The 25,135-nt window shown below is 68.3% G+C and carries 19 protein-coding genes, 1 tRNA gene and 1 pseudogene; 3 read left to right on the top strand and 18 right to left on the bottom strand.

Features of this window, described 5'->3' with window-relative positions:
• The 12 genes and pseudogenes from SZ60_RS17350 to polA form a co-directional block, all read right to left on the bottom strand.
• Positions 1-185, bottom strand: a pseudogene (locus tag SZ60_RS17350) (hypothetical protein); the annotation flags it as partial.
• A 70-nt stretch (positions 186-255) separates the two neighbouring features.
• On the bottom strand, positions 256-1,170 hold the full coding sequence (locus SZ60_RS01045) for an SDR family NAD(P)-dependent oxidoreductase (protein ID WP_043592811.1): 915 nt from the start codon (positions 1,168-1,170) through the stop codon (positions 256-258).
• Positions 1,160-3,226: an excinuclease ABC subunit UvrB gene (gene uvrB, locus SZ60_RS01040; RefSeq protein ID WP_043592809.1), complete on the bottom strand. Its 2,067-nt coding sequence runs from the start codon at positions 3,224-3,226 to the stop codon at positions 1,160-1,162. Before uvrB ends, SZ60_RS01045 begins: the two co-directional genes overlap by 11 nt.
• Positions 3,227-3,236: 10 nt before the next feature.
• A complete protein-coding gene (coaE, locus tag SZ60_RS01035) occupies positions 3,237-3,887 on the bottom strand; it encodes a dephospho-CoA kinase (RefSeq protein ID WP_043592807.1) in 651 nt (216 codons plus the stop codon).
• Between the two features lie 78 nt (positions 3,888-3,965).
• Positions 3,966-5,414, bottom strand: a complete 1,449-nt coding sequence (gene rpsA, locus SZ60_RS01030; RefSeq protein ID WP_043592805.1) for a 30S ribosomal protein S1 — start codon at positions 5,412-5,414, stop codon at positions 3,966-3,968.
• Between the two features lie 168 nt (positions 5,415-5,582).
• Positions 5,583-7,274 (bottom strand): DUF885 domain-containing protein, encoded by a 1,692-nt coding sequence (locus SZ60_RS01025; protein WP_043592803.1) that lies wholly within the window; start codon positions 7,272-7,274, stop codon positions 5,583-5,585.
• A 125-nt stretch (positions 7,275-7,399) separates the two neighbouring features.
• Positions 7,400-7,669: an HPr family phosphocarrier protein gene (locus SZ60_RS01020; protein ID WP_043592801.1), complete on the bottom strand. Its 270-nt coding sequence runs from the start codon at positions 7,667-7,669 to the stop codon at positions 7,400-7,402.
• A 26-nt stretch (positions 7,670-7,695) separates the two neighbouring features.
• A complete protein-coding gene (locus tag SZ60_RS17635; RefSeq protein WP_043592800.1) occupies positions 7,696-8,160 on the bottom strand; it encodes a PTS sugar transporter subunit IIA in 465 nt (154 codons plus the stop codon).
• Positions 8,161-8,162: 2 nt separating this feature from the next.
• Positions 8,163-8,471: a PTS lactose transporter subunit IIB gene (locus SZ60_RS17630; RefSeq protein WP_043592799.1), complete on the bottom strand. Its 309-nt coding sequence runs from the start codon at positions 8,469-8,471 to the stop codon at positions 8,163-8,165.
• A 47-nt stretch (positions 8,472-8,518) separates the two neighbouring features.
• A complete protein-coding gene (locus tag SZ60_RS17625) occupies positions 8,519-9,715 on the bottom strand; it encodes a PTS mannitol transporter subunit IICB (protein WP_052505062.1) in 1,197 nt (398 codons plus the stop codon).
• Positions 9,716-9,828: 113 nt separating this feature from the next.
• A complete protein-coding gene (locus SZ60_RS01000) occupies positions 9,829-10,590 on the bottom strand; it encodes a DeoR/GlpR family DNA-binding transcription regulator (protein ID WP_043592798.1) in 762 nt (253 codons plus the stop codon).
• Between the two features lie 351 nt (positions 10,591-10,941).
• Positions 10,942-13,614, bottom strand: a complete 2,673-nt coding sequence (gene polA, locus SZ60_RS00995; RefSeq protein ID WP_043592797.1) for a DNA polymerase I — start codon at positions 13,612-13,614, stop codon at positions 10,942-10,944.
• Positions 13,615-13,800: 186 nt separating this feature from the next.
• Between polA and SZ60_RS00990 the strand changes: the two genes are divergently transcribed.
• Positions 13,801-14,151: a PaaI family thioesterase gene (locus SZ60_RS00990; RefSeq protein WP_231567018.1), complete on the top strand. Its 351-nt coding sequence runs from the start codon at positions 13,801-13,803 to the stop codon at positions 14,149-14,151.
• A gap of 61 nt (positions 14,152-14,212) precedes the next feature.
• On the opposite strand, the gene SZ60_RS00985 is transcribed toward SZ60_RS00990, so the two are convergent.
• Positions 14,213-14,818, bottom strand: coding sequence for an ANTAR domain-containing response regulator (locus SZ60_RS00985; protein WP_043592796.1), 606 nt, complete (start codon positions 14,816-14,818; stop codon positions 14,213-14,215).
• 39 nt (positions 14,819-14,857) lie between these two features.
• Between SZ60_RS00985 and SZ60_RS00980 the strand changes: the two genes are divergently transcribed.
• Positions 14,858-14,943: transfer RNA gene (locus SZ60_RS00980), tRNA-Leu, on the top strand.
• A 292-nt stretch (positions 14,944-15,235) separates the two neighbouring features.
• Positions 15,236-15,439 (top strand): cold-shock protein, encoded by a 204-nt coding sequence (locus tag SZ60_RS00975; RefSeq protein WP_043592793.1) that lies wholly within the window; start codon positions 15,236-15,238, stop codon positions 15,437-15,439.
• Between the two features lie 127 nt (positions 15,440-15,566).
• Here the strand turns inward: SZ60_RS00975 and SZ60_RS00970 are convergent, their stop codons facing one another.
• The 5 genes from SZ60_RS00970 to lgt all read right to left on the bottom strand — a co-directional run bounded on the left by SZ60_RS00970 (position 15,567) and on the right by lgt (position 25,123).
• On the bottom strand, positions 15,567-16,193 hold the full coding sequence (locus tag SZ60_RS00970; protein WP_043592791.1) for a hypothetical protein: 627 nt from the start codon (positions 16,191-16,193) through the stop codon (positions 15,567-15,569).
• Positions 16,194-16,278: 85 nt separating this feature from the next.
• Positions 16,279-17,727: a pyruvate kinase gene (gene pyk / locus SZ60_RS00965; protein ID WP_043592789.1), complete on the bottom strand. Its 1,449-nt coding sequence runs from the start codon at positions 17,725-17,727 to the stop codon at positions 16,279-16,281.
• A 79-nt stretch (positions 17,728-17,806) separates the two neighbouring features.
• Positions 17,807-19,264, bottom strand: coding sequence for a glutamate synthase subunit beta (locus tag SZ60_RS00960; RefSeq protein WP_043592786.1), 1,458 nt, complete (start codon positions 19,262-19,264; stop codon positions 17,807-17,809).
• A complete protein-coding gene (gene gltB / locus SZ60_RS00955) occupies positions 19,257-23,834 on the bottom strand; it encodes a glutamate synthase large subunit (protein WP_043592784.1) in 4,578 nt (1,525 codons plus the stop codon). Before gltB ends, SZ60_RS00960 begins: the two co-directional genes overlap by 8 nt.
• 287 nt (positions 23,835-24,121) lie before the next feature.
• A complete protein-coding gene (gene lgt, locus SZ60_RS00950) occupies positions 24,122-25,123 on the bottom strand; it encodes a prolipoprotein diacylglyceryl transferase (protein WP_052505061.1) in 1,002 nt (333 codons plus the stop codon).
• Positions 25,124-25,135: the final 12 nt, after the last annotated feature.

The raw sequence follows: 25,135 nt of genomic DNA, 5'->3' as shown, positions 1-25,135 counted from the left end.
CTCTGACCCTCGGCGAAGATCGTGTCGAATGCGAGGGACGACTTGCCGGAGCCGGACAACCCGGTGAAGACGACCAACGAGTCACGCGGGATCTCGAGGTCGACGTTGTCCAGGTTGTGCACACGGGCACCCCGGACGCTCAGCGTGGAGGAACCTTCTACAGGTGAGATGGACACTCTTACCATTCTGTCGATGTGGACGACGCTCGTCGTCGTGGCGGGCGGGCCCGCAGGAGGTACGGCCGGCGGCGCCGGGTCAGGGGGCCGAGGACGAGATGACGGGTTGGACCCCCGTCAGGTCGGCCGACACCTGCCACAGACGGGCTGCGACCGACTCGTCGCGGGTGTGACGTTTGGCGGGAACACGAGCCGGCGCGCCGGTCAGTTGGAACCATCCGGCCGGACCCCAGTATTCCCCGCCGACGACGTCTTCGCCCACGACGGCCTGGACCAGTGGCTCTGCTCCGACCTCTTTTCCCTGGGAGAAGGTGTGCATCATCGAGGTGAGGACGGCGGGAGGGCGATGGGGTTCGACGACGGGCGGACGCGGGTCGCTGAGAGAGTCCCAGGAGAACCCGGGGTGGGCGACGACGCTGGAGACCGACGATCCGGCGGCTCGAAGGCGACGATCGAGGTCGAAGCCGAAGGTCATGACCGCCAGCTTGGATCGCGCGTAGGCGACGGCCCCGGAGTAGCTCGAGACCATCATGGGGTCGTCGAGGTCGAGTCGCACCCACCGGTGGCTGATGCTGCCGAGGTGCACGACGCGAGCCCGCCCTGCCGACTCGAGGGCCGGCATGAGGTGCGAGACCAGGGCGAAGTGGCCGAGATGGTTGGTGCCGAATTGGAGTTCGAATCCGTCGGTCGTCGCCTGACGCCGACGGGAGCCGACGACGCCCGCATTGGCCAGGAGGCCGTCGACCGGTCCGCCGGCGGCGATGGCGGACGCACCAGAGCGGACCGACGCGAGGTCGGCCAGGTCGAGCGCGACCGTGTCGACGTCCGCCCCGGACACGCGGCTGCGGAGGAGATCGGCGGCCCGGACGGCCCTCTCGGCGTCGCGAGCCGCGAGGACGACCTGATGACCGGCCGTGACGAGCCGCTCGGCGGAGTAGTAGCCGAGCCCCGCCGTCGCACCCGTGACGACGACGCGGCGACGATCACCGGGCATGACCGGCAGCCTCCATCTGCCGCAGGTCTTTCTTCAGGTCGGCGACCTCGTCGCGGAGCCGACCCGCCAACTCGAACTTGAGCTCGGCGGAGGCCTGCAGCATCTGCTCGTTGAGGTCGGCGATGATGGCTTCGAGGCCGTTCGCCGCGCTGGCAGCCTTGCCCTCGCGGCGGAGGTTCGGCGTCGGGGCGCGCTTGCCGCCCTGGCGATCCGCGAGGAGGCGTGCGGTGTCGGCACCCTCGCGGGCCAGGACCTCGGTGATGTCGGCGATCTTCTTGCGGAGTGGTTGAGGGTCGATGCCCCTCTCGAGGTTGTAGGCGACCTGCTTCTCGCGACGACGATCGGTCTCTTCGAGAGCCTGTTTCATGGAGTCGGTCATCACGTCGGCGTACATGTGCACCTGACCCGAGACGTTGCGGGCCGCGCGGCCGATGGTCTGGATGAGGGACGTCGACGAACGGAGGAAGCCTTCTTTGTCTGCATCGAGGATCGCGACGAGCGACACCTCGGGGAGGTCGAGGCCCTCACGGAGCAGGTTGATGCCGACGAGCACGTCGTAGACGCCCTGTCGCAGTTCGGTGAGGAGTTCGACCCGCCGGAGAGTGTCGACGTCGGAGTGCAGATACCGCACCCGCACACCCGCCTCGGTGAGGAAGTCGGTGAGTTCTTCGGCCATCTTCTTGGTCAGGGTGGTGACCAGGACGCGTTCGTCGATCTCGACCCGCGTGCGGATCTCTTCGAGCAGGTCGTCGATCTGGCCCGCGGACGGCTTCACCACGATCTCGGGATCGATGAGCCCGGTGGGTCGGATGATCTGCTCGACCACGCTGTCGGTGATGCCCAGCTCGTATTTGCCCGGTGTCGCCGAGAGGTAGACCTTCTGGCCGACCCGGTCGAGGAACTCCTCGAACTTGAGCGGCCTGTTGTCGAGGGCACTGGGAAGCCTGAACCCGTGGTCGACGAGGGTGCGCTTGCGCGAAGCGTCTCCCTCGTACATGGCACCGATCTGGGGCACGGTGACGTGCGACTCGTCGATCACCACGAGCAGGTCGTCGGGGAAGTAGTCGAGCAGGCAGTGGGGCGCCTCGCCGGGCGACCGGCCGTCGATGTGCGCGGAGTAGTTCTCGATGCCGTTGCAGAAGCCGATCTGTTCCATCATCTCGAGGTCGAAGGTCGTGCGCATGCGCAGGCGCTGGGACTCGAGGAGCTTTCCCTGCTTGTCGAGCTCGTCCAGGCGGGTGGCGAGTTCGTCCTTGATGGTGCCGATGGCGCGGTGCATGACGTCGGTGCCCGCGACGTAGTGCGAACCGGGGAAGACCGAGACGGCGTCCATCGTCTTGACGACGTCGCCCGTGAGCGGGTGGAGGGCGTACAGAGCCTCCACCTCGTCGCCGAACATCTCGATGCGGATGGCCAGCTCTTCGTACATGGGGATGATCTCGATCGTGTCTCCGCGTACGCGGAAGTTGCCGCGGGAGAAATCGATGTCGTTGCGCTGGTACTGCATCGAGACGAACCGGCGGATCAGCGTCTCGCGATCGATCCGCATGCCGACCTGAAGGGCGATCATGGCCTCCATGTAGCCCTCGGGAGTGCCGAGACCGTAGATGCAGGAGACCGTCGAGACGACGATGACGTCACGTCGGCTCAGCAGCGAGTTCGTCGTCGAGTGACGCAACCGCTCGACCTCGGCGTTGACCGAGCTGTCCTTCTCGATGAACGTGTCGGTCTGCGGGACGTAGGCCTCGGGCTGGTAGTAGTCGTAGTACGAGACGAAGTACTCGACGGCGTTGTTCGGGAACAGCGAGCGGAACTCGTTCGCCAACTGGGCCGCGAGCGTCTTGTTGTGGGCCAGCACGAGCGTGGGCCGTTGCACCTGCTCGACGAGCCAGGCGGTGGTCGCCGACTTGCCCGTTCCGGTGGCACCGAGCAGCACGACGTCGGTCTCGCCGGCGTTGATGCGCCCCGCCAGTTCGGCGATGGCGGCCGGCTGGTCGCCGCTGGGCTCGAACTCACTGATGACTTCGAACGGGCGCACACTGCGGGTCGGTTCCATGGATTCCAGCTTACGAGGGACCACCGACACTCGTGTCGTGGGAGGCCGCCTGCTTCGCCGCTGACAGCGAACGCAGTCGATCGTAGAGGTCGTCAGCCTGCTCCAGGGTGTGCTCGAGCGAACCCGAGGAGTCGACGACGAGGTCTGCCACGGCGAGTCGCGTCCGGTCGTCCGCCTGCGCGTCCACACGCCGCCGCGCCTCCTCGTCGTTCATCCCGCGCAGTTCCACGAGTCGCCTCAGGCGGACCTCGCGCGGGGCGTTCACGACGACGATCACGTCGAAGCCGTCGGTCCCCCGTGATTCGACGAGCAACGGCACGTCGTAGACGACGACGCGACCCGCGTCGTCGGCGACGGCGTCGGACATGCGCCGGGCGGAGAGCTCGTGTACGGCCGGGTGGGTGATCCCCTCGAGATCACGGCGTGCGGCGGGGTCGGCGAAGACGATCGCCCCCAGGGCGGCTCGGTCGAGGGAGCCGTCGGGCTGCAGGACGTCGGATCCGAAGCGGTCGACGACGGCCGCGAGTCCCACCGATCCGGGCTCGACCACCTCGCGTGCGAGGGCGTCGGCATCGATGTGCGCCGCGCCCCGTTCGGCGAGTCGACGGGCCACGACCGACTTGCCGGCGGCGATGCCACCGGTCAATCCACACACGAACACGACGTCGAGACTACGCCGGAAACGCCGGAAGGCGGCTCCCCCGAGGGGGAACCGCCTTCTGGTCGAGACCGGACGGACTCAGTTGTTGTTCGACAGCTTCTCGCGCAGAGCGGCGAGCGACTCGTCGTCGGCGAGGGTGCCGGCGCCCGAAGCGGACTCGGCCGAGAACGACGAACCCGTGGGAGCGTCGAACGTCGTCTCTTCGACGAGCGAGGCAGCGACCTGCTTCTTGTGGGCTTCCCAGCGCGCCTGGGCGGCAGCGTAGTCCTGCTCCCACTTCTCGCGCTGCGAGTCGAAGCCTTCGCGCCACTCGTTCGTCTCGGGGTCGAAGCCCTCGGGGTACTTGTAGTTGCCCTGGTCGTCGTACTCGGTGAGCATGCCGTAGAGCGCCGGGTCGAACTCGGTGCCTTCGGGGTCGACGCCCTCGTTGGCCTGCTTGAGGCTCAGCGAGATGCGACGGCGGTCGAGATCGATGTCGATGACCTTGACGAACACCTCGTCGCCGACGGCGACGACCTGCTCGGCCAGCTCGACGTGCTTCGCCGACAGCTCGGAGATGTGCACGAGACCCTCGATGCCGTCGGCCACGCGGACGAACGCACCGAAGGGGACGAGCTTGGTGACCTTGCCCGGAGCGACCTGACCGATCGCGTGCGTACGGGCGAACACCTGCCACGGGTCTTCCTGGGTGGCCTTGAGCGAGAGCGACACGCGCTCACGGTCGAGGTCGACCTCGAGGATCTCGACGGTGACCTCCTGGCCCACCTCGACGACCTCGCTGGCGTGCTCGATGTGCTTCCAGCTGAGCTCGGAGACGTGGACGAGGCCGTCCACGCCGCCCAGGTCGACGAACGCACCGAAGTTGACGATCGACGAGACGACGCCCTTGCGGACCTGGCCCTTGTGGAGGTTGTTGAGGAAGGTCGTGCGGCTCTCGGACTGCGTCTGCTCGAGCAGGGCACGGCGCGACAGGACCACGTTGTTGCGGTTCTTGTCGAGCTCGAGGATCTTGGCCTCGATCTCTTGGCCCAGGTAGGGCGTGAGGTCGCGGACACGGCGCAACTCGATGAGCGATGCGGGGAGGAAGCCGCGGAGGCCGATGTCGACGATGAGGCCACCCTTGACGACCTCGATGACCGTACCGGTGACGACGCCGTCGGCGTCCTTGATCTTCTCCACGTCGCCCCAGGCACGCTCGTACTGAGCGCGCTTCTTGGACAGGATCAGACGGCCTTCTTTGTCTTCCTTCTGGAGGACGAGGGCTTCGACCGTGTCGCCGACCTCGACGACCTCGGTGGGGTCGACGTCGTGCTTGATCGAGAGTTCGCGCGAGGGGATGACGCCCTCGGTCTTGTAGCCGACGTCGAGGAGGACCTCGTCGCGGTCGATCTTCACGACGGTGCCCTCGATGAGGTCGCCGTCGTTGAAGAACTTCAGGGTCTTCTCGACCGCGGCCAGGAAGTCATCAGCGGATCCGATGTCGTTGATGGCGACCTGCTTGGGTGCCTTGGTCGTTACGGTTGTCATGTAGTTAGTGCTCCAGTACGGGCATGAATCGGGCCGTGTTCGCCCCTCGAACGGTGTTCGGGAGGGTGTGTCGAACGCGGCGTGCGGAAAGATCGACGCAGATAGCGCTCGATGATCTTAGCGCGGTGCCGCAGGTGCGGGCAACGGCGTGTCGGCGGTCGCGACGACTCAGGACAGCAGCGCCCGCCGCAGCGTGTCGAGCCCGACCCCGCCCAGCCCCAGGGCGTCCCGGTGGAAGGCCTTGACGTCGAAGGCCGCGCCGTCTCGACGGGCGCGTTCGGCGCGGAGGTCTTCCCAGATGCGCTGACCGACCTTGTACGACGGCGCCTGCCCCGGCCAGCCGAGGTATCTGTCGACCTCGAAGCGCACGAACTCGGTGTCCATGTTGACGTTGTCCGACATGAAGGCGAAGGCGTTCGTCGCGTCCCACGACCCGCCGCCGCCGGGGAACGGCTTGCCGAGGTGGACCCCGATGTCGAGCACCACACGCGCGGCACGCATGCGCTGACCGTCGAGCATGCCCAGCCGGTCGCCCGGGTCGCCCAGCCAACCGAGCTCGTCCATGAGCCGTTCCGCGTACAGGGCCCAGCCCTCGGCGTGCCCCGAGGTGCCGGCCAGCTGTCGACGCCACGTGTTCAGCGTGGCCCGGTTGTGGACGGCCTGACCGAGTTGGAGATGGTGGCCGGGGACCCCCTCGTGGAAGACCGTCGTCGTCTCGCGCCACGTGCCGAAGCGAGTGACCCCCTCGGGCACGGACCACCACATGCGTCCGGGACGCGAGAAGTCGTCGCTGGGGCTCGTGTAGTAGATGCCGCCGTCCTTAGTCGGTGCGATGCGGCACTCGAGCCGGCGGACGGGCTCGGGGATGTCGAACTGGTCTCGGCCCAGCTCGGCGACCGCGCGGTCGCTGAGTTCCTGCATCCAGGCGCGGAGCGCGTCGGTGCCGTCGAGCTGGCGCGCGGGGTCGGCGTCGAGCAGCTCGATGGCCCGGGAGACCGACGCCCCGGGTTCGATCTGCCGGGCGACCTCTTCTTGTTCGGCCGTCATCCGGGCGAGCTCGTCGATCCCCCACTCGTAGGTCTCGTCGAGGTCGACCGTCGCTCCGAGGAAGCGTCGCGAGTGGAGAGCGTAGGCGTCGCGCCCGACGGCGTCGTCGGCGGTCGCCGCGGGGAGCAGCTCGTCGAGCAGGAAGCGTCGGAGGCCGACGTAGGCCTCCGCCGCCGAGGAGGCGCCCGACGTGAGGTCCCTGCCGAGCGCCCTTCCGGGTTCGGTGCCGTCACCGAGCCGGGCGCCCCGCACGAACTCGGCGAAGAAGCCGTCTCCGGCACCGATGCGAGCACACTGCTCGGCCACCTTCTCGACCTGGCGCCGGGCGGGGGTGACTCCCCCGGCGATGCCCGCGCGCAACGTCTCGACGTACTGGTCGACGGCGGTCCGGACCCGACCGAGACGGGTCGCGACGTCGCCCCAGTCGCCCTCGGATGCAGTGGGCATGAGGTCGAACACGTCGCGGATGCCCTGGGCCGGCGACGCGATCACGCTGAGGTCGCGCAACTCGAGTCGCTGTTCGGCGTAGAGCAGCTCGAGCTCGAGCTCGTTCGTCAGGTCGTCCCGGGTGACCCGGTCGACGTCGTCCACGGGAGTGGTGGACCGCAGTTCGGCCAACGTGGCCCGGACGGCCTCGACGCGTCGGGCATGACCGTCGGGCGAGTAGTCGCCGTACTCACCCGTCCGGCCCTCACGACCGATCCAGGTGGCGGTCGTGGGGTCGAGCTCGCAGAGGGTGTCCACCCATCGTTCGGCGACCCCGTCCACGGGGGTCGGTGTGCGAGGGGTCGGCGTCGTCGCGGCATCGGTCATGCCGACGAGCCTAGTGACGCAGGAGGCGCGGTGCAGGGGGCCCCGCACCGCGCCTCCTCGGCTCCCACGACGAACGGGACGCCCGCCGACTCTCGTCGGCGGGCGTCCCGTGTCGGTGCTGGTGCCTACTCTTTATCGAGGTCGGTCGCGAGGAGCGCGACGAGCTCGTCGAGGGCGGCCTCGGCGTTGTCGCCCTCGGTCGCGACGACGACCTCTTCACCGTGGCCGATGCCCAGCGAGAGCACGCCGAGGATGCTCGCGGCGTTGACGCTCTTGCCGGCTGCGGAGGTCAACGTGACCTTGGCGCCGGTCTTGCCGGCGGCCTGGCTGAACAACGAGGCGGGACGGGCGTGCAGCCCGACGCTCGAGGCGATGGTGACGGAACGTTCTGGCATGTCTTCTCCTCTGGAGGGGGTGGGGGTCAGTCGTCGTCGTCGGTCGACGCGAGCAACTCGTAGACCTCGGCGGTCGTGGTCGACCCGCGCAGGGCGGCGGCCTTGTCGGGGTCCATCAGGATGCTGGCCAGCTGGCTGAGGATCGCGATGTGGCCGTTGCCCTTGGCGGCGATGCCGACCGTGACCGAGACCTCGTTGCCGTCCCAGTCGACCGGGGTCGGGAACCGCAGGACGACGAGGGCGTCCTCTTTGACCGAGTCCTTGCCGGCGAGGGTGCCGTGCGGGATCGCCACACCCTCGCCGACGTAGGTGGACACCGAGTTCTCACGCTCGAACATCGCGTCGACGTACGTCTCGTCGATCGCGCCCGCGTCGATGAGCGCCTGACCCGTCTTGCGGATGGCCTCGTCACGCGAGGCGGCGACCTCGTCGAGTCGGATGGACGACTCGGCGAGGAGCGCCGAGAGCTCGGGTGCCTGCTGGTCGGTCATCGTCAGACCTCGACCGTCGAGCCGTCCTGGATCGCCTTGACGATCTTGGCGACGTTGGGGTCTCCCATGAACAGCTGGAACGGCACGACGGGCACGTTCGGCACGACACCGCGGGCGCGCTCGGCCAGGTTGTTCTGGGTGACGACGACGTCGGCATCCGACGGGATCGACGCGACGGGCGAGTGCTCGACGGTGACACCGCTCTTCTTCAGCTGCTTCTTGAGCGTGGACGCCAGCATGACGCTGCTGCCCATGCCCGCGTCGCACGCGACGATGAGTTTCTTGATGCTGGAACCGTCGAGGGTTGCCATGACCTTCTCCTTGTGTGGTGGTGGTGCTGACTGGTGGTGCGAGCGGGCTAGGCGGTGGGTGCCGCGGTGCCCTTGCTGGTGGCCTTGTTGGCCGCGGTGGCGGCCTGGGCGTCGGCGAGAGCCTGCTCTTGTGCGGCGGTGTCCTCGGCACGGGCCTCGCGGTTCTCCTTGCGGCCGAAGCCCATCAGGAGGGACGAGACGACGAACGAGACGGCCGCCGAGAGCAGGATACCCAGGTAGATCGGGAGAAGGTCCCCGCGGGCGGCGACGAGCGTGTAGGCGATGATGCTGCCGGGCGAGGCGGGACCGACGAGGCCGACGTTGAAGAGCGCGAAGGTCGCGATGCCGGTCGCACCACCGAGGACGGCGGCGACGAGCAGGATCGGCTTCATGAGCACGTACGGGAAGTAGATCTCGTGGATGCCACCGAAGAAGTGGACGATGATCGCGGCCGGCGCCGAGGGGCGGATGGCACGGGGACCGAAGAAGAGGTACGCGAGGAGGATGCCGAGGCCCGGGCCGGGGTTCGACTCGAGCATGAAGAGGATCGACTTGCCGGCCTCTTGCACCTGCGTGCCACCGAGCGGGGTCAGGATGCCCTGGTTGATGGCGTTGTTGAGGAACAGCACCTTGGCGGGCTCGATGATGATCGACGCCAGGGGCAGGAGGCCGCGGTCGACGAGGAACCCGACGGCGCCACCGAAGACGTTCGTGATCGCCGTGGTGACCGGGGCCAGGCCGAAGAAGGCCAGGACGCCCATGGCGCCACCGATGATGCCGAGCGAGAAGTTGTTGACGAGCATCTCGAAGCCGGACTTGATGCGGCCGTCGACGAGCTTGTCGAACTGCTTCAGGACCCAGGCGGCGAGCGGGCCGACGATCATCGCGCCGAGGAACTGCGGCACGTCGGTCGCGACGATGACGCCCATGACGGCGACGGCGCCGATGACGGCACCGCGCTGACCGTGGACCATGCGACCACCCGTGTAGGCGATCAGGATCGGCAGGAGGTACTTGATGATCGGGCCGACGAGACCGGGCCACGGCGTGCCGTCCGACATCTCGCCGAAGCCGCCGAGCTGGGGAACCGGCGTCCAACCGGTCTGGATGAAGAGGGCCGTGATGAGGCCCCAGGCGATGAAGGCGCCGATGTTCGGCATGATCATGCCGGCCAGGAAGCCACCGAAGCGCTGGACGCGTGCTCGGGCTCCCGTACCGGTGACGGTGGGGGTGAATTCGGACATGGTGAGGACTTCTCCTTGTTGCTCTCGGCGACGAGAGGGATGTGGGGTGGTGGAGGGGGTGTGAGGTGCTGTGGTGCGTCGGAGGGGTTCGGGGGTGGCCGGTCGGACTCGCGTCATGCGATCACGACCCTGGGGCCGGCCTGTTCGACGTCGTCGGCCAACTCGGCGTCCACGCCGGAGTCGGTGATGACGGTGTCGACGTCGGTGAGCGGAGCGACCTTGGCGAAGTCCTCGCGACCGAACTTGGTGTGGTCGGCGAGGACGACGGTCCGCCGTGACGCGGCGATGAGTGCGCGCTTGACCCGCGCCTCCGCCAGATCGGGGGTGCTGATGCCGCGCTCGACCGAGACGCCGTTGGTGCCGATGAACGAGACGTCGGCGAAGACGTCGGCGATCTGGGCCCGCGTCCAGTCCCCCACCGCCGAGTACGTGCGCGTCCGGATGAGACCACCGAGGAGGTGCAGGGTGACGTTCGGTCGGCTGATCAGGATGGTGGCGACGGCGAGGGAGTGCGTGACCACGGTCAGCTCGCGATCGAGGGGCAGCAGTTCGGCGAGACGGATGGTGGAGGTGCCGGCGTCGACGATGATCGAGCCGCCGTCGGGCAGCTCGTCGAGGGCAGCCCGGGCGATGCGCTCCTTCTCGGACGCGGCCGTGCCCTCTCGGTCGACCACGGGCGGCTCGATGCCGAGGCGCTCGACGGCGATGGCGCCTCCGTGCACGCGGCGGAGGACTCCCCGGCGCTCGAGGGCGGTCAGATCGCGGCGCACGGTCTCGGGCGCGACCGAGAGCTCTCGTGCGAGACCGGCGACCTCGACGCGGCCCCGGGACAGGGCGGTGTCGAGGATCTGCTGGTGACGCTCCGGTGCGTACATGAGAGACCTCGTCGTCGGACTGCACGGCAGCCTCGAGGAGCTGACCGGTGGTGCGGAAGTGCGGAAGGAGTTCAACTGCTGTTGATCTGCGCTTATATAAGTCCGTTTGTGTGGCCCGGTCAAGTCTGTGCCGCGTGTCGTGTCCGTTTGTGCCCGGGTCGAGGGTGTTTCACTGCCCGATGGGCAGCCGATGACCCGAGGAACGGGCATCACGTGCCCGAGCGGGGGCCTGAGCGGAGGGACACGAGGAGGCGCGGGTTCGGAACCGCAGGACCAGCCGGCCCGCCGTCGCCGACCACGGCCTGGAGGCGACCTCGGGTGGTCGGCCTCTCGGGTACGGACGTCGTCTGGTCAGTGGGCTGCTGCGTCCCAGCTCTCGCCGAGGCCGACGCTGACGTCGAGCGGCACACGCAGGTCGGCCGCGCTGCTCATGCGTCGGCTGACGATCTCTTGCACGTCGTCGACCTCGCCCGGTGCGACCTCGACGATGAGTTCGTCGTGCACCTGCAGCAGGACGCGCGAGCCCATCTCTCGCTCGTCGAGTTCGGACCGGACGCCGAGCATCGCGATCTTCATGATGTCGGCCGCCGAGCCCTGGATCGGCGCGTTCAACGCGGCCCGCTCGGCGTTCTCGCGCAGGACGCGGTTGGGGGACTTGAGGTCGGCGAACGGGCGGCGCCGACCGTAGATGGTCTCGGTGTAGCCGTCTTCGCGAGCCTGCTCGACGACGTTGCGGAGGTAATCGCGTACGGCACCGAAACGGGCGAAGTAGTCGGTCATGAGCTGGCGTGCCTCTGCCGTCTCGATGCGCAGCTGCTTCGACAGGCCGAAGGCGCTGAGCCCGTAGGCGAGGCCGTAGGACATGGCCTTGACCTTGGTGCGCATGGCAGGGCTGACGTCGGCGGGTTCCACCCCGAAGATGCGGGCACCGACGAACCGGTGCAAGTCCTCGCCCTCGTTGAACGCCTGGATCAGCCCCTCGTCACCCGAGAGGTGCGCCATGATGCGCATCTCGATCTGCGAGTAGTCGGCCGTGAGGAGCGTCTCGTAGTCGGGCCCGTGCACGAACGCGGCGCGGATCTCTCGCCCGACGGCGGCCTTGACCGGGATGTTCTGGAGGTTGGGGTCGACGGACGAGATGCGCCCGGTCGTCGTGCCCGTCTGGTCGTAGGTCGTGTGGATGCGGGCGTCGTCGGCGATCGACTTCTCGAGGGTCTCGATGATCTGGCGCAGCTTCGTCGCGTCGCGGTGCTTCAACAGCAGGTCGAGGAAGGGGTGCGGGTGCTTCTCTTGCAGATCGGCCAAGGAGGCGGCGTCGGTCGAGTAGCCCGTCTTGGTCGCCCGGGTCTTGGGCATCTCGAGCTGTTCGAACAGTACCTCTTGCAGCTGCTTGGGTGAGCCGAGGTTGACCTCGCGGCCGATCTCGGCGAAGGCCGCCGTGGCCAGCTCGCCGGCCCGTTCACCCAGACGCAGCGAGAGTGCCTTGAGGGTGTCGCGGTCCGCCGCGACGCCCGTGAGCTCCATGTCGCCGAGCACCGGCACGAGCGGCAGTTCGATCTCGGTGAGCACTCGTCGGGAGCCTTCGTCGAGGGCGGCCACGAACGACTCGGAGAGCCGGAGGACGTACCAGGCCTCGGATGCCACGTTGACGTCGTCGTCGGCCGACACGAGCTGGTTGGGGTCACCGACGGGCAGGGTCTCGCCCAGCTGCTCGTAGACGAGGTCGGATAGTGCGAACGATGTGCGGCCCGGGCGCAGCAGCCAGGCGGCGACCCGGGGGTCGCCGACGATGCCGGTCAGCGTCAGGCCGGCGCGCGAGAGAGCCTTGTAGGCCCGCTTCGCGTCGTGGACCACCTTGGGTGTGGCGTCGTCGAGCCAGGCCTCGAGGGCGACGTAGTCGCCGCGTCCGGCGGCCCACGGCACGTACGCCGACTCGTCGAGGGACGAGATGCCGAGCCCGACGATGCCGTCCGTCCCGTACTCGACCGTCAGGCCGACGGGCTTCTCGGGGTCGGACGCGTGTTTCTTCAGCCAGAAGGCGAGTTCTTCGTCGATGAGGGTCCGGACGACCGGGAGGCCCTCGGGGGCCGCTGTCACCGATGCCTCACCCGCGTTCGCCGTCGACGGGTCGCCCGACTCGGACAAGGCCAGGACGCGGTCGAGCAGCGTTCGGAACTGCAGCTTGTCGAACAGCTCGCGAACGGCGGCCTCGTCGATGCCCCGGCGTTCGAGGTCGCCGGGGCCCACCGGGAGGTCGACGTCGGTGACGAGGCGGTTCAGTCGGCGGTTGCGGACGGCGTTCTCTTTCTGCTCGCGGAGCTTCTGCCCGACGACGCCCTTGATCTCGTCGGCCCGCGCGATGATCTCGTCGAGACCGCCGTAGAGGTTTATCCACTTGACGGCTGTCTTCTCCCCCACCTTGTCGATGCCGATGAGGTTGTCGCTCGTCTCGCCGACCAGGGCGGCGACCTCGGGGTACTGGTGGGGCTCGATGCCGTACCGCTCGAAGACCTTGTCGCGGTCGTACCGCGTGAGCTCGCTGACACCGCGGGCCGAGGGGTAGAGGAGCGTGACGTCGTCGTTGACCATCTGGATGGCGTCACGGTCGCCGGAGACCACCAACACCCGGTACCCGTCGTCGCGACCGCGGGAGGCGAGGGTCGCGAGGATGTCGTCGGCCTCGAAGTCCTCTTTGGTGATCGTGGTGATGCCCATGGCGTGCAGCGCCTCTTGCAGGAGCGGGATCTGGCCGACGAACTCGGGCGGTGTCTCTGAGCGAGTGCCCTTGTACTCGGGGTACTCACGGGTGCGGAAGGAGAAACGCGAGATGTCGAACGCGACGGCGAGATGCGTCGGTTTCTCGGCCTTGAGCAGGCTGAGCAGCATCGAGATGAAGCCGTGGATGGCGTTGGTGTGCTGGCCTTCGCGATTCACGAAACTGTCGACCGGCAGGGCGTAGAACGCCCGGAAAGCAAGGGAATGGCCGTCGATGACCAGGAGGGTAGGCTTCGTGTCGTCCGTCACCACGTCAGCCTAGCGGGCACCCCCGACACCGTCGCCGGGCGCCTCGGTCCGATCACCCGGAGAGCCATGAGCAGTCCGTCCGCCGTCCCGAACGACGCCGAGAGGACCGTCTCCTCGGACGCGTCCCTGAGCGACGCCGCCGTCGAGCTGTTCCGCCGTCGAGGTGTCGGCGCGCTGGCCGAGAAGATGGGCATCGTCATCGACGAGATGAGCGCCGAGCGGGCCGTGGGCCGGATGCCCGTGGAGGGCAACACGCAGCCGGTCGGCATCCTGCACGGTGGCGCGCACGTCGTCCTGGCGGAGACCCTGGGGTCGGTGGCCGCGAACGTCCACGCCGGACCCGGCCGAGTCGCCATGGGCATCGAACTGAACGCCAGTCACAGTCGGTCGGCGGCGACGGGGTGGGTGACGGGCACCTGCACGGCCCTGCACCTCGGCTCCACGCTCACCACGCACCAGGTCGTCATGACCGACGATCGAGGTCGTCTCCTGTCGACGGTGCGGATCACGAACTTCCTCACGGACGCTCGCGACTAGGCCACCGACGGGAGAAGGCCCGCTCCGGTCGTCGGGGCGGGCCTTCTCTCGTCGCGGACGACTACTTCTTGGCGCTCAGCTGTTCGATGATCGCCTGGGCCACGTCGTGCATCGTCAGGCGTCGATCCATCGACGCCTTCTGGATCCAGCGGAAGGCCTCGGGCTCGGTGAGACCCATCTTCTCGTTGAGGAGGCCCTTGGCCCGGTCGACGAGTTTGCGGGTCTCGAACCGCTCGACCAGGTCGGCGACCTCGGCCTCGAGGGTGATGATCTGTGCGTACCGCGAGAGGGCGATCTCGATCGCGGGCAGCAGGTCGTTGGGCGTGAAGGGCTTCACGACGTAGGCGAGGGCGCCGGCTTCGCTCGCCCGTTCGACGAGTTCTTTCTGGCTGAAGGCCGTCAACAGGACGACGGGCGCGATGTGCGCCTTCGAGAGCCGCTCGGCGGCCGAGATGCCGTCCAGCTGGGGCATCTTGACGTCCATGATGACGAGGTCGGGGCGCAGCTCGGTCGCAAGGGCGACCGCAGTCTCGCCGTCTCCGGCTTCGCCCACCACCTCGAAACCGTTGTCGCGGAGGATCTCGACGATGTCGAGGCGGATGAGGGACTCATCTTCGGCCACGACGACGCGACGGGGTGCTGCTGGGGTTGCTTCCTGGTCACTCACGACGTGAAGCCTACGGTATTGTCGACCTGGTTGTTGTGCGCCGGATTGGCGGAATGGCAGACGCGGAGCACTCAAAATGCTCTGTCCGTGAGGGCGTGTGGGTTCGAGTCCCACATCCGGCACCAGCCCCGTCGAGAACCAGGCCGACGAGATGTGGCTCTCCTTGCCTCGTCCGGCCTTCGAGACGACACGCCGACACGAGTTCCGCCCAGAGGGTGTGCCCGTAGGCATCCGTGCACTACGCTGATGACACTGGTTGTTGTGTTACGCATTTGTATCTCGCGACGTGCCGAAGGCCTCCTCTCACCGAGAGGGGTTCCGACGGTGGCGTCGTTCTCAGAGGGAGCGGACAAAAAGGCACCGCGACGAGCGATCTCGAAATCGAGATCGACAACTCTGATTGAAGGAAATAGAAAAATGGCAACAGGCACCGTTAAGTGGTTCAACTCCGAAAAGGGCTTCGGCTTCATCACCCCCGACGACGGAACCACTGACGTCTTCGCGCACTTCTCCGCGATCGCCGGCGACGGCTACCGCAACCTGGAAGAGAACCAGAAGGTCGAGTTCGACACGGCTCAGGGCAACAAGGGCCTCCAGGCCGAGAACATCCGCGTCATCTGACTCGGTGGCGTCCTCGTGACGCCGTCAGTCGGCGGGTTCGCCCGCCACTGAACCGAAAGCCCCGATCCGCTCACGCGGGTCGGGGCTTTCTCCGTCTCCGGCTCGTGGGACGAGAGAGGGCGGAATCTCACGGAAGCGGAAAGCCGAGGAGGCGCGCCACCGGTTCGTAGTCCTGGCTGGCCGTCCGGTAGGCGGACTCCCACTCGGCGATCCGTGCTCCGGCCTCGCGGGGATCGGTGAACCGGTCGTCGTCACCGCCGCCGGCGACCAGGGCTTCACGGGCGTCGCGATACCGGCTGGTGAGGGTCGACCAGAGGACGAGTTCGTCCCCGGTGGAGTCCTCGGGAGCCGCGCGGGCCACGTCCCAGGGAACCTCGACGACCGGAAGGGGGCCGTCCGACGGGCTCGTCGCATCGGCAGCAGGCACCTGGTCGTCGGTTCCCTCACGAAAGATCGTCCGCGTGCCGATGGCGAGAACGGCACCCACCACGGCCCCCAGGACGACGATGAGCGACAGGGCCCAGAGCCCGTCGACCCGCCAGACCGTCGCGGCTACTCCCCCGAGGAACGAACCGCCGACGACGGCACCGAGGGTCGCCCACCGGCCCGGCCCCGCGCCTCCTCGGCCGGTCTCCGGCATCTGGGGACCGAGGCTGCGTCGGGTCTCGGCCACGCCGTGACCGCTCCACGACGGCACGACGTACAAGCGGGCCTCGAATTCGAAGCACGAGGGGTGTCGGGCGTCCACGGACATGCGGTGAGCGTACGCCCCGCCGCCACGACGAAGCCGGGACGATCCGGTGGGATCGCCCCGGCTTCGCCAGGAGTGTCGCGGTGTGTCAGGGCTGCGATGCGTAGGCCGGGGCGGCCTCGCCGTGGGCGTCGCCCACACGGTGCACCCGGAGGTCGTTCGTCGAACCCGCGATTCCGGGAGGGGACCCGGCGATCACGATGACCTTGTCACCCGACTCGGCGAGATCGTTGCCGAGCAGGATGTCGTCGACCTGCGCGAACATCGCGTCGGTGTGCGTGACGGTCTCGACCAGGTAGGACTGCACGCCCCAGCTGATGGCCATGCGGCGACGGATGGCCTCGTTGGGCGTGAAGGCCAGGATGGGGATCGCGTGGCGGAGACGCGACATGCGACGGACCGAGTCACCCGACTCGGTGAAGACGCAGAGGAACTTCGCCTGGACGAACTCGGCGACGTCGGCCGCGGCCAGCGTGATGGCGCCGCCCTGGGTGCGGGGACGGGTGCCCAGCGGGGGGATGCGCTCGAGACCGTGCTCTTCGGTGGAGGCGACGATGCGCGCCATCGTCTGCACCGTGATGACGGGGTACTCGCCGACGCTCGTCTCGCCCGAGAGCATGACCGCGTCCGTGCCGTCGAGGACGGCGTTCGCGACGTCGGAGGTCTCGGCTCGCGTGGGGATCGGGCTCGAGATCATCGACTCGAGCATCTGCGTGGCGACGATGACCGGCTTGGCCATGCGACGCGAGAGCTCGACCGCGTGCTTCTGCACGATGGGCACGGCCTCGAGGGGCAGCTCGACGCCGAGGTCACCGCGGGCGACCATGATGCCGTCGAACGCGTCGATGATCGCCTCGAGGTTGTCGACCGCTTGGGGCTTCTCGATCTTGGCGTAGACGGGGACCTTCCGGCCCTCTTCGGCCATGATCTCGTGCACGCGCACGACGTCGTCCGCGTCACGCACGAACGAGAGGGCGATCAGGTCGGCACCGAGCTGGAGACCCCAACGCAGGTCGGCCTCGTCCTTGTCGGACAGAGCGGGGACGTTGACGGCCACGCCCGGGAGGTTGATGCCCTTGTTGTTCGAGACGGTCCCGGCCACGACGACCTCGGTCGTGACGACGGTCCCGTCGGTCTCGAGGACGCGCAGCTTGACGCGACCGTCGTCGATCAGGAGTGGATCGCCCGCCTTGACGTCGTCGGGCAGGCCCTTGAACGTCGTGCCGCAGATCTCTTTCGAACCCAGGATCTCGTCCGTGGTGATCTTGAACACGTCGCCGACCTCGAGGTCGTGCGGACCGTCGGCGAACTTGCCGAGGCGGATCTTGGGGCCCTGCAGGTCGACGAGGACCGCGACGGCGCGGCCCGAGTCGGCGGACGCCTGGCGGACGTTCGCGTAGACGCCCTCGTGGACGTCGTAGCTTCCGTGGCTGAGGTTCATGCGGGCGACGTCGACGCCGGCGTCGATGATCGCCCGGATGTCGTCGTAGCTCGACGTCGCCGGCCCGAGGGTGGCGACGATCTTTGCGCGTCTCATGTGTTCCGTTCGTGTGGGGGGAAAGGGGGGAGGGACGACTACAGCCCGACTCCCACCCTATTCCCGTCGGAAGGCGGGATCAGACCGAGATGGACCGATCGGTGGGCTTCACCGGGAAGGGCAGCACGGTCTCGCCCTCGAGGTAGGCGTCGACGGCCGAGGCCGTGGCCCGCCCCTCGGCGATGGCCCAGACGATGAGCGACTGACCTCGACCTGCGTCACCGGTCACGAAGACGCCGGGCTCGCCGGTCTCGTACGTCGCGCCACGCTCGAGTGATCCGTGACCGTCGAAGGTGAGCCGCAGCTGTCCCTCGATGGTGTCGCGCTCGGGCCCGGTGAATCCGAGCGCGAGGAGGACGAGGTCGGCGGGGACCTCGCGCTCGGTGCCCGCCTTGGGGACCCGTCGGCCGTCGACGTACTCGGTCTCGGCGACGCGGATGGCCCGCACCTCACCGACCTCGTTCGTCAGGAACTCGACGGTCGAGGCCAGGTAGACCCGCTCGCCGCCCTCTTCGTGGGCGCTGGACACCTCGAACAACGTGGGGAACATCGGCCACGGCTGGGCCTCGGGGCGCTCGTCGGGCGGCTGCTGACCGATCGCGAGGTTGGTCACCGACAGGGCACCCTGACGGTGTGCGGTGCCGATGCAGTCGGCACCGGTGTCGCCACCACCCAGGACGACGACGTGCTTGCCCTCGGCCGTGATCTGGTCGGCCACCGTGTCGCCCGCTCCGGCCTTGTTCTGCTGCACGAGGTAGTCCATGGCGAAGTGGATGCCGGACAGGTCGCGTCCCGGGATCGGCAGGTCACGAGGAACGGTGGCCCCCGTCGCGACGACGACGGCGTCGTAGCGGGCCCTGAGGTCGTCCCAGGCGATGTCGCGGCCGATCTCGACCCGGGCGCGGAAGCGCGTGCCCTCGGCCTGCATCTGGGCGATGCGCTGCTCGAGTTGCTTCTTCTCCATCTTGAAGTCGGGGATGCCGTAGCGCAGGAGACCGCCGATGCGGTCCTCGCGCTCGTACACGGCGACCGTGTGGCCCGCGCGGGTGAGCTGCTGGGCGGCCGCGAGTCCGGCGGGGCCCGAACCGACCACCGCGACCGTCTTGCCGGTCAGGCGCTCGGGCGGGTGCGGGGTCACCCAGCCGTTGGCGAAGGCCTGGTCGATGATCGAGACCTCGACCTGCTTGATGGTCACCGGAGGCTGGTTGATCCCCAGGACGCACGACGACTCGCACGGCGCGGGGCAGAGACGGCCCGTGAACTCGGGGAAGTTGTTGGTCGCGTGAAGGCGCTCGATGGCCTGGCGGCCCTCGCCGCGCCACATGAGGTCGTTCCACTCGGGGATCAGGTTGCCCAACGGGCAGCCCTGATGGCAGAACGGCACGCCACAGTCCATGCAGCGGCCCGCCTGGCGACGGAGCTCGCCGCTCTCCTGTTGCTCGTAGACCTCTTTCCAGTCCATGAGCCTGACCGACACGGGGCGGCGCTTGGGTAGCTCGCGGGACTGCGTCTTCAGGAAGCCTTTGGGGTCAGCCACCGGTCACCTCCAGGATTCTCTTCCAGGTTTCGTCGCCATCGGGGTCGAGACCCTCGTCGACGGCCGTCTGCCGGGTGGCGAGGACGGCGGCGTAGTCGCGGGGCAGCACCTTGACGAACTCGGCCGTCGTGGCGTCGAGGTCGTCGAGCATGCGCTGAGCCACGGGCGATCCGGTCTCGGCGAGGTGCCGCTGCAGCAGATCGGTGAGGATCTCGACGTCGGCGCTGCCGAGCGGGTGGAGTTCGAGTTCACCGGACGCGAGCGCCTCGGCGTTGACCCGTTCGGGCTTGAGTCGGTGCACGTAGGCCGTGCCGCCCGACATGCCCGCGCCGAGGTTGCGGCCCGTGTCGCCGAGGATGACGGCGAGGCCGCCCGTCATGTACTCGAGCGCGTGGTCACCCACGCCCTCGGCGACCGCGCTGGCCCCGGAGTTGCGGACCAGGAAGCGCTCCCCCACGATGCCGCGCAGGAACATGCTGCCCTGGGTGGCGCCGTAACCGATGACGTTGCCGGCGATGACGTTCTCCTCGGCGGCGAAGGCGCTGCCGCGGGGAGGGCGTACGACGACGTTGCCGCCGGAGAGCCCCTTGCCCACGTAGTCGTTGCTGTCGCCTTCGAGTCGCAGCGTGATGCCGGATGGCAGGAAGGCTCCGAGCGACTGACCGGCCGAGCCGCTGAGGTTGATCTCGATGCTGCCGTCGGGCAACCCGTGCTCGCCGTGTCGCAGGGTGACCTCGTGCCCGAGCATGGTGCCGACCGCGCGCTCGGTGTTGCGGACGGGCAGCGTGATCTCGACGTGTCCGCCGTTCTCGAGCACGTCCGCGCTGCGCTCGATCAACTGAACGTCGAAGTGCTCGTCGAGACCGTGGTCCTGCGTGGTGTGGTTGCGACGGGGCTCGTCGTCGGCGAAGGTCGGCCCGACCAACACCGGCGCCAGGTCGAGACCCGATGCCTTCCAGTGGTCGACGGCGCGGTCGACGTCGAGGACGTCCGTCCGGCCGATGGCCTCGTCGAGGCTGCGGAAACCCAGGGCGGCCAGGTACTCGCGCACCTCCTGGGCGAGGAACTCGAAGAAGTTGACGACGAACTCCGGTTTGCCCGAGAAACGGGCACGGAGCTCGGGGTTCTGCGTCGCCACGCCCACCGGGCAGGTGTCGAGGTGACAGACCCGCATCATGATGCAGCCCTCGACGATGAGCGGCGCCGTCGCGAAACCGAACTCCTCTCCGCCGAGCAGGGCGGCGATGAGGACGTCACGACCGGTCTTCATCTGACCGTCCACCTGCACGACCACACGGTCGCGCATGCCGTTGAGCATCAGGGTCTGCTGGGTCTCGGCCAGGCCGATCTCCCAGGGCGTACCCGCGTGCTTCAGCGAGTTCAGTGGACTGGCGCCGGTGCCCCCGTCGTGACCGGACACGAGCACGACGTCGGCCAGGGCCTTCGTGACCCCCGCCGCGACCGCGCCGATGCCCGACTGGCTCACGAGCTTGACGTGGACGCGTGCCTTGGGGTTGGCACGCTTGACGTCGAAGATGAGCTGCTTCAGGTCTTCGATCGAGTAGATGTCGTGGTGCGGCGGCGGGGAGATGAGGCCGACGCCCGCCGTGGCGTGCCGGGTGCGCGCGACCCACGGGTAGACCTTGGTCGGCGGCAGCTGACCACCTTCGCCGGGCTTGGCGCCCTGCGCCATCTTGAGCTGGATGTCGGTGGCGTGCGTCAGGTACATGCTCGTGACGCCGAACCGGCCGGAGGCCACCTGCTTGACGGCACTGCGGCGCTCGGGGTCGAGCAGCCGGTCGACGTCCTCACCGCCTTCGCCGGTGTTGGACTTCCCGCCGAGGCGGTTCATCGCGATCGCGAGGGTCTCGTGGGCCTCTCGCGAGATCGAGCCGTAGCTCATGGCTCCTGTCGAGAACCGCTTGACGATCGCCTCGATGGGCTCGACCTCGGCGAGCGGCACGGGTGGTCGCACGCCGTGCTTGATCCGGAACAGCCCGCGCAGCGTCATCAGCTGCTCGGCCTGGTCGTCGACCAGCTTGGTGTACTCGCGGAAGATGTCGTAGCGGCGCGTGCGCGTGGCGTGCTGGAGCCGGAACACGGTGTCGGGGTTGAAGAGGTGCCGGGGTCCCTCGCGGCGCCACTGGTACTCGCCACCGGTGGCAAGCCGCTCGTGGGCGATGACGGAGCCGTCGCTCGGGTAGGCACTCGTGTGACGCTGCTTGTTCTCGGCAGCGATGACGTCGATTCCGACGCCGCCGAGCATCGACGAGGTGCCGGTGAAGTAGGTGTCGACGAACTCCTGGCTGAGGCCCACGGCCTCGAACGCCTGTGCCGCGGCGTAGCTCGACACCGTCGAGATGCCCATCTTCGACATGATCTTGAGCACGCCTTTGCCGAGCGCCTTGATCAGGTTGTGTACGGCGTCCTCGGGGCTCAACCCGGTGATCATGCCCGCGCGTACGAGGTTCTCGCAGGTCTCCATCGCGAGGTACGGGTTGACCGCGGACGCGCCGTAGCCGATCAGGGTGGCCACGTGGTGCACCTCGCGCACGTCGCCGGCCTCGACGATCAGGCCGACCTTCATGCGGTTCTCGGTGCGGATCAGATGGTGGTGGACCGCGGCGATCATGAGCAGGGACGGCACGGGGGCGAAGTCGGCGTTCGAGTCGCGGTCGGAGAGCACGATGAACTCGGCGCCGGCCTCGATGGCGTCGTCCACTTCGTTGCACATGGCGGCGATGCGCTTCTCGAGCGCCCGTGGGCCCTTGTCCGCCCGGTACAGCCCACGGATGGTCGACGTCTTGCGGGAGCCGGGGCTCGGGTCGATGTGCTGGATCTTCGCGAGCTCGTCGTTGTCGATCACCGGGAAGTCCAGGATCACCTGACGGGCGTGCTCGGGCGTCGCGGCGAGCAGGTTCCGCTCGGGGCCGAGGCCGAGCTTGAGCGACGTGACCACCGACTCGCGGATCGAGTCGAGCGGTGGGTTCGTCACCTGGGCGAACTGCTGTGTGAAGTAGTCGAACAGGAGGCGCGGACGCTCCGACAGGACGGCGATCGGCGTGTCGCTTCCCATGGCCCCCAGGGGCTCCGCACCGGTCTTCGCCATCGGGGTCAGCAGGATGCGGACCTCTTCTTCGGTGTACCCGAAGGTGCGCTGACGGCGGGTGACCGACGCAGGGGTGTGCACGATGTGCTCGCGCTCGGGCAGCTCGGAGAGGTGGATGCGCCCCTCGGCGAGCCACTCGCCGTACGGCGCCGCCGTGGCGAGATCGCGCTTGATCTCGTCGTCCTCGACGATGCGCCCGGCCTCGGTGTCGACCAGGAACATCTTGCCGGGGCGGAGCCGGCCCTTGCGGACCACCTTGGCGGGGTCGACGTCGATGACGCCGATCTCGCTCGCGAGGACCACGAGGCCGTCGTCGGTGACGAGGTAGCGGCCCGGTCGCAGGCCGTTCCGATCGAGGGTGGCACCGACGTGCGTGCCGTCGGTGAACGTGATGGCGGCCGGGCCGTCCCACGCCTCCATGAGCATGGAGTGGTACTCGTAGAAGTCGCGCAGGGTCGGGTCGATGTCGACCTGGTTCTCCCAGGCCTCGGGCACCATCATCATGACCGCGTGCGGCAACGACCGGCCGGTCAGACTGAGCAGCTCGACGACCTCGTCGAACGACGCCGAGTCACTCGCCCCCGGGCTGACGATCGGAAGGATGGGCTTGAGGTCACCGATCAGCTCGTTCTCGAGCTGGGACTGACGGGCGCGCATCCAGTTGCGGTTGCCCCGGACCGTGTTGATCTCGCCGTTGTGCGCGATCATGCGGAACGGTTGCGCCAGCGGCCACGACGGGAACGTGTTCGTCGAGTAGCGCGAGTGCACGATGGCGAGCTTCGACGCGAAGCGCTCGTCGCTCAGGTCGGGGTAGAAGGGCTCCAGCTGCAGTGTGGTGACCATGCCCTTGTAAACCATGGTCCGGCTGCTCAGCGAGGTGAAGTAGGCCGAGAGTTTGCGCTCGGCACGTTTGCGCAGCCGGAACGCCTGGCGGTCCAGCGCGACACCGGCGAGCGGGACGCCGTCGGCGTCGTGGTGCCTGCTGGCGACGAAGAGCTGCTCGAAGGCGGGCATGGCGTTGCGCGCGAGGGTGCCCAGCTCGTCGGGTCGCACGGGGACCTCGCGCCAGCCGAGCACGTCGAGGTGCTCGAGGTCGGCGATGCGCTCGATGCCCGTCTTGAGCTCGGAGCGCTCCTGCTCGTCGAGGGGCAAGTAGGCGATGCCCACCGCGTACCGGCCTGCCGGCGGCAGGTCGAAGTCGACCTCGTGACGGAGGAACTCGTCGGGCACCTGGCAGAGGATGCCCGCACCGTCGCCGGTGCCGGCGTCGGAGCCGACGGCACCTCGGTGCTCGAGGTTCCGGAGGGCTCGAAGGGCTGTGTCGACGATGTCGTGGCCAGGGGTTCCGCGGAGGGTCGCGACCATGGCGAGACCACAGGCATCCTTCTCGTTGCGCGGGTCGTAGAGGCCGCTGGCCTCGGGAACCGTGCTGAACTGCTGGTGTGCTGGCGTGAGAGCCATGGAATCCGTCCTCACGAAGAGATCCGACAGGGGGTGGGACGACGTCGGCCCGAGGAGCCTCACGGAACCGCGGTCTGTGGGCGGCCCCGAGTCAGCGGGAGAGGTCGGCTCGTGGCGACCGTGGGCGTGCACGCCGGCAGGAGGGCCGACTGCGCTCGATCTTACGAGGCGCGGGTGCGTGCACAGAACCGTGTCGCGGGCGGATCGTTCGCACCGGGATGGGGTGGAGAGGATCGGGCGCCACGACGATGGGGCGCCGGGCCCGCGGTCGTCGTGGAGTGGACGACCTAGGGACGCGGTGAGCGATCGGTGTTGTCGTCCGATGCGCTGACGGTGACCAACTCGGGTTCGTCGTTCTCCGTGTACGTGTCGTCGGAGTCTACAGCAGACGTTCGCTCGCTCGGCGCGCGACCGGGAACGTAGGGGCCGGGGACGGTGCCGGTGTGACGACGTGCGGCGACGACGAAGAGGACGATGCCGAGGACGATGGCGAAGAAGCTCATCCAGACGTTCGTCCGGATGCCGAAGAACAGCAGGCTGGGGTCGGTGCGGATCGACTCGAACCAGGCACGGCCGATGCCGTACCAGACCAGGTAGAAGGCCAACGACCGGCCCCACTGCATCGGAGCCTTCTTCTCGAGGAGCAACAGGATCGCGACCCCCGCGAGCATCCAGACGATCTCGTACAGGAACGTGGGGTGGAAGAGCGTGCCCTCGGGCAGGCCCGTCGGGTAGGCGGCGTTCGTCGATTCGATCTCGAGGCCCCAGGGCAGGTCGGTCGGCATGCCGAAGAGCTCGTGGTTGAACCAGTTGCCGAGGCGTCCGAACGCCTGTGCGACGAGCAGCCCGGGGGCGAGGGCGTCCGCGAACACCGTGAACCGCAGACCGGTGAAGCGACAGCCGAGCCAGACGCCCACGGCACCCAACAGGAGTGCTCCGTAGATGGCGAGGCCGCCTTCCCACACGAACAGGACGTGGATGTACTGGTCGGGCGAGGAGAAGTAGTCCGCGGGGTGGGTGATGACGTGGAAGAGGCGTCCCCCCGCGATGCCGAAGACCACGGCCCAGATGGCCACGTCGATGACGATGCCCTTCTCGGCCCCCTGCCGGTTGAGGCGGTGGTTCGTGATGACGACCGCCGCGACGATGCCGACGAGGATGCAGATGGCGTAGGCGTGGATGCGCAGCGAGCCGGGCAGCGAGGCCCCGAAGGTCGAGTTCAACCAGGCGGTGACGTCGAAGTACTGCCAGGCGGCCGACGGGCTCGGGATGCTCAGGGGAACGAACACGGGCGTGGTGCC

It is taken from the genome of Frigoribacterium sp. MEB024 (assembly GCF_000878135.1).
In the GTDB taxonomy this organism is placed as follows: Bacteria; Actinomycetota; Actinomycetes; order Actinomycetales; family Microbacteriaceae; genus Frigoribacterium.
The sequence above is the reverse complement of the archived record's forward strand: the minus strand, read 5'-3'. Positions and strand labels throughout refer to the sequence as shown.